The following is a 6,907-nucleotide window of genomic DNA, read 5'->3' on the forward strand; positions in this document are numbered from 1 at the left end:
ACGGACCGAAAACAGGCTTGACGCAAACTCGCAATTAAAGGGCCGATTGAAACTCTTTGGCCGCGCAGCAACGACACGGTGACCGGCGGGGAAGGTGCCGACATCTTCATCTGGAATGGTGGTCGCGACCGGATCACCGATTTCCACCATGACGACGACGTGATCGACCTGTCCTTCTATGGCTGTTTCGACAGTTGGGCCGACATCCGCGGCGGCGCCAGCCAGGTCGGCGACGATATCGTCATCAGAGCGGGCGCCGACCGGCTGGTGATCGAGGACACGCGCCTCAACCAGCTTCGCAGCGACGATTTCGACCGGTAGAAGCCGGAAAATCGCGGCGCCGGCGTGGCAGCGCCGGCCCCGGGCTGCAAAGCCGCCATCCCGACCGGTCCGTCGCCCGGATCGTCATCGCCGCCTGTGGCGCCTGCCGCCTCACCGCAATTCGTTCCGGGGCGCCGCGCCAGGGGCGTCATGGAACCGGAAGCAGGCCATCGTTTACTCCGCTGAATCGCTTTCACAAAGCCGCATCAGCGCCTTGGCGAACGTGCTTGCGGCGGGGCCGAAGGGCTCGTCGAGGCGATGGGCGAGATAGCTTTGGGAAGTGACCTGGGCGTTGCGGCCAAGCGCGGCCGTATCCAGCCGGACCAGCCTGCCGGATCTCAGGTCTTCCGCGACCAGCCAGGACGGCAGCCTGCCCCAGCCGACGCCCGACAGGATCAGCGCATGCTTGGCGCCCTGGGTGTTGACCCGGCAGGATTGCGGCGACAGCACGCCGAAATCCCGCCCCTCCGACAAGGGCGAGGGATCGGACAGCACGATCTGGACATGGTCGGCCAGATCCGGGATGCCGATCCCGCGGCCGGCGGCCAGGGCATGGCCGGCCGCGGCCACCGCCACCTGCGAGACGGGCGACAGGGCCTCGAAGCTGATACGGGGATCGCGGAAATCCTCGCCGACCATGATGGCGAGCGTGCAGCGCCTTTCGGTCAGCGCCTGCAATGGCCCGCCAAGCGGCTGGATGGCAAGCCTGACCGCCACCGAGGGATAGGTCCTGCGCATCTCGGCCAGCGCCGTGCCGACCAGCGGAATCGGAAACAGCGTGTCGGCGGTGATGGACAGTTCCAGCTCGACACCCTCGCCGAAGCCCCGCGCCCTGGCGCGCATCGCGTCGACTCGCAGCAGGATGTCGCGCGCATCGGCAAGCAGCGTCTTGCCCTCGGCCGTCAGGACCGGGCGGTGGCCGGAGCGGTCGAACAGCTGCACGCCCAGCTGCGCCTCCAGATTGGCCACGCTTGCGCTGACGCCGGATTGCGCCCGCGACAGGCTGCCCGCTCCGGCGCGAAAGCTGCCTTTGTCGGCGACCGCGACGAAGGTGCGGATCTGGTCGAGGGTCAGGGCGTCCAGCATGATCGCTTCAGATGATCGGAACCATCTGAATTATATCACTCCTGCCGGTCATCCGTCACCCCTATCCTGGACGCGACAGGAACAGGAGAGAACCGATGACCGATGTGCTGGTGCTTTATTATTCGTCCTATGGGCATGTCGAAACCATGGCCACTGCGGTCGCTCAAGGTGCGCGCGAGGCAGGGGCGCGGGTCGTGGTCCGGCGCGTGCCGGAACTGGTGCCCGTGGCTGTCGCGGAAAGGGCGGGCTACAAGCAGGACCAGCGCGCACCCGTCGCGACGGTGGGCGAACTGGCCGATTACGACGCGATCATCATCGGCACGCCGACCCGCTTCGGCAATATGGCCTCGCAGATGAAGAATTTCCTCGACCAGGCCGGCGGGCTGTGGGCCGAGGACCGGCTGGTCGGCAAGGTCGGCAGCGTCTTCACCTCGACCGGCAGCCAGCATGGCGGGCAGGAAACGACGATCCAGTCCACCCATACGGTGCTGCTGCATCTGGGCATGATCGTTGTCGGCCTGCCCTACAGCTTCAAGGGCCAGATGCGCATGGACGAGATCACCGGCGGCTCGCCCTATGGCGCCTCGACGCTGGCCGACGACGGCGATGGCGGCGACCGCCAGCCAAGCACGAACGAGTTGGACGGGGCGCGCTTCCAGGGGTGGCATGTGGCGGAAATCGCCGCGGCGCTGGTCGCGGGACGCAAGCGCGAGGCGGCGTGATGGCGACGCGCCGGGGGGCCGTCGCGCTGATCGTGGCGGCGGGGATCGCCGCCGCCCTGCAGGTCGGCAAGGCGGCCATCGCCGCGCCGATGCTGCAGGCCGATCTGGGGCTGGGCCTGTCCGCCATAGGCTGGCTGACCGGGGTTTTCGCGCTTCTCGGGCTGGTGGGCGGCATTCCGGCCGGCGCGCTGGTGTCCGGTATCGGCGGGCGGCGCATCCTTGTCCTCGGCCTGCTGGCGACGGCGGCCGGATCGGCGCTCGGCGCATCCGCCGGCAGCTTCGCCTGGCTTCTGGTGTCGCGCATCGTCGAGGGGGCGGGCTTCTTGCTGATCACCGTCGCCGCGCCCTCCATCCTGGACCATGTGGCCCAGCGGTCGCGCCGCGACCTCGCCTTTGCGCTGTGGAGTTGCTTCATGCCCGCCGGCATGGCGATTGCGATGCTTGCCGGCCCGCTTTTCGGTGGATGGCGCGACATCTGGTGGGCAAGCGCCGGCCTGGCGCTGGCGGTCGGGATCGCGGTCCCGTGCGTGCTGCCGCCGGACAGCCAACGCAGGCGCTGGTCGTGGCAGGGCCTTGCCGTGGATGCGGCCGCCACCGTCAGGGCGGGCGGGCCGCTGGGCCTTGCCGCCGCCTTCGCGCTCTACAGCCTGATGTTCTTTGCGCTGTTCGGCTTCCTGCCGGTGCTGCTGATGGAGCGGATGCAGGTCACGCATCAGATGGCGGGCCTGCTGAGCGCGGTGGCGACGGCGGCCAATATCCTCGGCAACCTTGCCGCGGGCCTGCTGCTGTCGCGCGGCGTCGGGCGGGGGGCGCTGCTGGCGGGGACGAGCCTTGCAATGGGCGTGGCCGGGCTGGGGATATTCCTGCCGGTCTTGCCGGACGTGCCGACCTTTGGGCTGTGCGTCCTGTTCTCGGCCGTCGGCGGGCTGATCCCGGCGGTGCTTCTGTCCTCGGCACCGCTGGCGGCGCCAACGGCAGGGCTGGTTCCCGTCGTGCTTGGCCTCATGGTGCAGGGCAACAACCTGGGCCAGATCGCCGGGCCGGTCGCGGTCGGCAGCGCCATCCAGAGCCATGGCTGGACCGCAGCCGCGGCGATCGTCGGCATTGCCGCGCTGACCGGCATGGCGATTGCCGTCACGCTTGGCCGCGCGCTGCGGCCCGCCTCTTATCGGGCATGAACCTGCCTTGATGGCGTGGCCTGCTGGCTCAGCCAGATGCTGGCGACCACGACCGCCGCGCCGATCGTCTGCGATGCGGACAACGCCTGGCCAAGGATCGCCCAGCCAAGCAGGATCGCCGTCAGCGGGCTGAGAAAGCCCAGCGAGGATACCGCCGCCGGCTCCAGCCTCGCCACGCCGCGAAACCACAGGATATAGGTCAGGGCGGTGAACAGCACGAGATAACCCATGCCGGCCGCATTGGCGGCATCGAGCGGCGGCATCGGCGGGTCCAGCAGCAAGGCCAGCGGCAGAAGCAGCAATCCACCCGCCGTCAACTGCCATGCCGTCAGCACCAGGGCGGAAGCCGGCGGCCGCCATTTGCGGGTCAGCACGGTGCCGAAGGCCATCGAGAAGGCCCCGCCAAGCGCCGCCGCGATACCCGTCATGTCCGGCGCGGCACCATCTTGCAGCACCAGCAGCGCGACGCCTGCCATGCCCATGACCGCCGCCAGAACCGACAGCGCCCTGATCCGCGTGCCAAGCACCGCGCCTGCGGCAAGGACCACGATCAGCGGCTGCACCGCCCCCACCGTCGCGGCGATGCCGCCGGGCAGACGATAGGCTGCGACGAACAGCAGCGCCCAGAAGACGGTGAAGTTCAGCGCCCCCAGCATGAACGCGCGCCAGAGCCAGTCCCCCTTGGGAAGCTGCCGCACCAGAAGCAGCAGGATCAGCCCCGCAGGCAGCGCGCGGATCGCGGCGACGCTCAGCGGCGGGGCGCCGGGCAGCAGCTCGGTGGCCACGATATAGGTGCTGCCCCAGACCGCCGGGGCCAGCGCGGTCAGCAGGATGTCGGATGGTTTCGGCATGTCGGCCTCGGGCTGCTAGAGCGTCGTCAGGATCTGCGCCACCGGAAGGCGCGGCTTTTGCGGCCGGTTGCCCTCTGCGGCATGTCCGACGGCGACAAGAAGGACTGGGATCTCATCCGCGGCCAGGACGAATTCGCGCGCCAGCCGTTCCGCGTCGAAGCCCACCATCGGGCAGGAGGCGAGCCCATGGGCCTGGGCGGCGAAGATCAGGAAGGCAGCGCCCAGCGTGGCCGAGCGGATCGCCTCGTCGCGCCGCATTCCGGCATCGCCGGCATAGGTCTGCTCGACCGCCGCAACCCAGGAACCAACGGTCGAGGGCGACATGATCCCGGCATCGACGGCAGGTCGCAGCCGGTCGGCCAGCGTCCTGTGCGACGGCGCCTGGCCGCAGACGACATAGACCACCGCCGCCTCGGTCACCTTGGCCTGCCCGAAGGCGATGTCGCACAGCCGTGCCTTGGCCGCGGGCGAGCGCACCGCGATCAGGCGCCAGTTCTGCAGGTTGTAGGCGGTGGGCGCTCGGGTCGCCAGCTCCGCCAGGGCCTGGACCTGCGCGTCCGGCACCGTCCTCGCGCCCTCGAAGCGGCTTGCGGAAGCGCGGGCCCTGATGCCGGAGATGATTGCGTCGTTCATGTTGGCCTCTTGTGTACGGCGGATTGGCTGTACCTCCGATCTAATTGCTTCCTGGAAAGTCGATAATCGGCTAAATGATCTCGATACTCGCTACTGAAGGTAAATAGTGATGGACCAGATGGTCGCCCTGCACGTGTTCAGGACGGTGGTGGAACAAGGTTCCTTTGCCGCCGCCGCGCGCCGGATGCGGCTGTCGCCCGCTGCCATCAGCAAGAATATTTCCGAACTGGAAGGCCATCTGAACGTCAGGCTGCTGAACCGCACCACCCGCCGCATGAGCCTGACCGAGCCGGGCCGGCGCTATTACGAGCAGGTCGCCCGGATCCTGGACGACCTGGCCGAGGCAGACCATTCGCTTGGCCCCCTGCAAAGCCAGCCAAGCGGGCTGCTGCGCGTCAGCGCGCCGATGACCTTCACCCTGACCCGGCTTTCGACCGCGATCCCAGGTTTCCTGATGCGCCATCCCGATCTGTCGCTGGACCTTCAACTGGATGACCGCCGCGTCGATATCGTGCAGGAGGGCTTCGACCTGGCCATCCGCGGCAGCGACCGGCTTGAGGATTCAAGCCTGGTCGCCCGTCGCCTGATGACCCTGCATCACGTCGTCTGCGCCTCGCCCGATTATTTCTCGCGGCGCGGCATGCCGCGCGTGCCGCAGGACCTGCGGGCGCATGACTGCATCCAGTTCACCCTGTCGGGCCATGTCAGCGAATGGGAGTTCACCCGCAGGGGCGAGACCGTCCGGGTGCCCATCGAAGGCCGCTACAGGGTGACAAGCGGGCTGGCGATCCGCGATGCGTTGCTGGCGGGCTTTGGTCTGAACCTGATCCCCCGCCAATATGTCGCCGAGGACATCAGGGCTGGACGGCTTGTCACCGCGCTGGACGACTGGGTGCCGGTGCAGACCGCGATCCATGCCGTCTATCCCTCGCGCCGCTATCTTCTGCCCAAGGTCCGCGCCTTCGTCGAATTCCTGGTCGATGAGACGCGCGGCGAGACATAGCCGCCGGTCGCTGTCACGAACCGGGCCGCCATCTCGTCATCGCTGCAGGGGCGACCCTGGTGGAGCGGACCAGATCCACGCCTCGTCCGTTCCAAGACTGCCCCGACGCGATGCGGGCGCTGGAGCAGCCGGCGCCCGATGAACGTCTTCCCCTCGCCCGATCCAGGCCAGCCCTTCAGAAATGGACCGATCGTGAGGTTCCCGGCTGTTCCAGCGGCGGGGCGAACCGGGTGAGATCGATCCCCTCGACGGCTGCCTTGTATTCCTCGGCACTGGGCGTTCGGCCAAGGATCGCGGACAGCACGACGACCGGCGTCGAGGCAAGCAGGGATTCCCCCTTCTTCTCGGCGGTGTCTTCGACGACCCGCCCCTGGAACAGGCGCGTGGACGTGGCCAGGACCGTGTCGCCCTTTGCAGCCTTTTCCTGGTTGCCCATGCACAGGTTGCAGCCGGGCCGCTCGAGATACAGGATGTTCTCGTATTCGGTGCGCGCCTTGCTCTTGGGCAGCAGGTCATCGAACTCGAAGCCCGAATATTTCTGCAGGATCTCCCAGTCCCCCTCGGCCTTCAGCTCGTCGATGATGTTGTAGGTGGGTGCGGCGACGACCAGGGGCGCCTTGAACTCCACCTTGCCCTGCGATTTCTCGAGGTTCTTGAGCATCTGGGCGACGATCTTGATGTCGCCCTTGTGCACCATGCAGGAACCGACGAACCCCAGATCGACCTTTTTCTGGCCGCCGTAATAGGAAACCGGCCGGATCGTGTCATGGGTGTAGCGCTTGGAGACATCCGCGTTGTTCACGTCCGGGTCGGCGATCATGGGCTCGTCGATCAGATCGAGATCGACGACGACCTCCGCGAAATACTTCGCGTTCTCGTCGGGGGCGAGTGCCGGCTTCTCGCCGGAGCGGATTTCGGCGATTCGCTTGTCCGCCTTGGCGATCAGGCCATGCAGCGTCCCCGCCGCGTTGTCCATGCCCTTGTCGATCATGATCTGGATTCGGATCGCCAAGCGCGCGCCTTACACCCGCATCTTCCGGGACGGTGTGCTCTTGTCAGAGCTGCCTGACATCGTGACGCAAGAAATGCAGGGCAAAACCGCGTCTGTATCCG

The 6,907-nt window shown here is 67.5% G+C and carries 7 protein-coding genes and 1 pseudogene; 4 read left to right on the forward strand and 4 right to left on the reverse strand.

Annotated elements, in window-relative coordinates; all coding sequences use genetic code 11:
• Nucleotides 1–78: 78 nt before the first annotated feature.
• The gene (locus tag I9P22_RS07375; RefSeq protein WP_199258706.1) at nt 79–321 is read left to right on the forward strand and encodes a hypothetical protein; all 243 of its coding nucleotides are present in this window, start codon (nt 79–81) and stop codon (nt 319–321) included.
• A 174-nt stretch (nt 322–495) separates the two neighbouring features.
• On the opposite strand, the gene I9P22_RS07380 is transcribed toward I9P22_RS07375, so the two are convergent.
• Complete coding sequence (locus I9P22_RS07380) at nt 496–1,407, reverse strand: LysR family transcriptional regulator (protein WP_199258707.1); 912 nt, start codon at nt 1,405–1,407, stop codon at nt 496–498.
• A gap of 95 nt (nt 1,408–1,502) precedes the next feature.
• Between I9P22_RS07380 and wrbA the strand changes: the two genes are divergently transcribed.
• Together wrbA and I9P22_RS07390 are read left to right on the forward strand one after the other, a co-directional pair.
• Nucleotides 1,503–2,129, forward strand: a complete 627-nt coding sequence (wrbA, locus tag I9P22_RS07385; RefSeq protein ID WP_199258708.1) for an NAD(P)H:quinone oxidoreductase — start codon at nt 1,503–1,505, stop codon at nt 2,127–2,129.
• The gene (locus I9P22_RS07390) at nt 2,129–3,307 is read left to right on the forward strand and encodes an MFS transporter (RefSeq protein ID WP_199258710.1); all 1,179 of its coding nucleotides are present in this window, start codon (nt 2,129–2,131) and stop codon (nt 3,305–3,307) included. The genes wrbA and I9P22_RS07390 overlap by 1 nt, the downstream gene beginning before the upstream one ends.
• On the opposite strand, the gene I9P22_RS07395 is transcribed toward I9P22_RS07390, so the two are convergent.
• Together I9P22_RS07395 and I9P22_RS07400 are read right to left on the reverse strand one after the other, a co-directional pair.
• Entirely contained in the window at nt 3,295–4,158 is an 864-nt protein-coding gene (locus I9P22_RS07395) for an EamA family transporter (protein WP_199258712.1), read from the reverse strand. The genes I9P22_RS07390 and I9P22_RS07395 overlap by 13 nt on opposite strands.
• A gap of 15 nt (nt 4,159–4,173) precedes the next feature.
• The gene (locus I9P22_RS07400; protein WP_199258714.1) at nt 4,174–4,791 is read right to left on the reverse strand and encodes a nitroreductase family protein; all 618 of its coding nucleotides are present in this window, start codon (nt 4,789–4,791) and stop codon (nt 4,174–4,176) included.
• Nucleotides 4,792–4,900: 109 nt separating this feature from the next.
• Between I9P22_RS07400 and I9P22_RS07405 the strand changes: the two genes are divergently transcribed.
• Complete coding sequence (locus I9P22_RS07405; protein ID WP_199258716.1) at nt 4,901–5,794, forward strand: LysR family transcriptional regulator; 894 nt, start codon at nt 4,901–4,903, stop codon at nt 5,792–5,794.
• 175 nt (nt 5,795–5,969) lie between these two features.
• Here the strand turns inward: I9P22_RS07405 and I9P22_RS07410 are convergent.
• A pseudogene (locus I9P22_RS07410) lies at nt 5,970–6,797 on the reverse strand (aconitase family protein); the annotation flags it as partial.
• Nucleotides 6,798–6,907: the final 110 nt, after the last annotated feature.

This window comes from Paracoccus binzhouensis (assembly GCF_016446475.1).
In the GTDB taxonomy this organism is placed as follows: Bacteria; Pseudomonadota; Alphaproteobacteria; order Rhodobacterales; family Rhodobacteraceae; genus Paracoccus; species Paracoccus binzhouensis.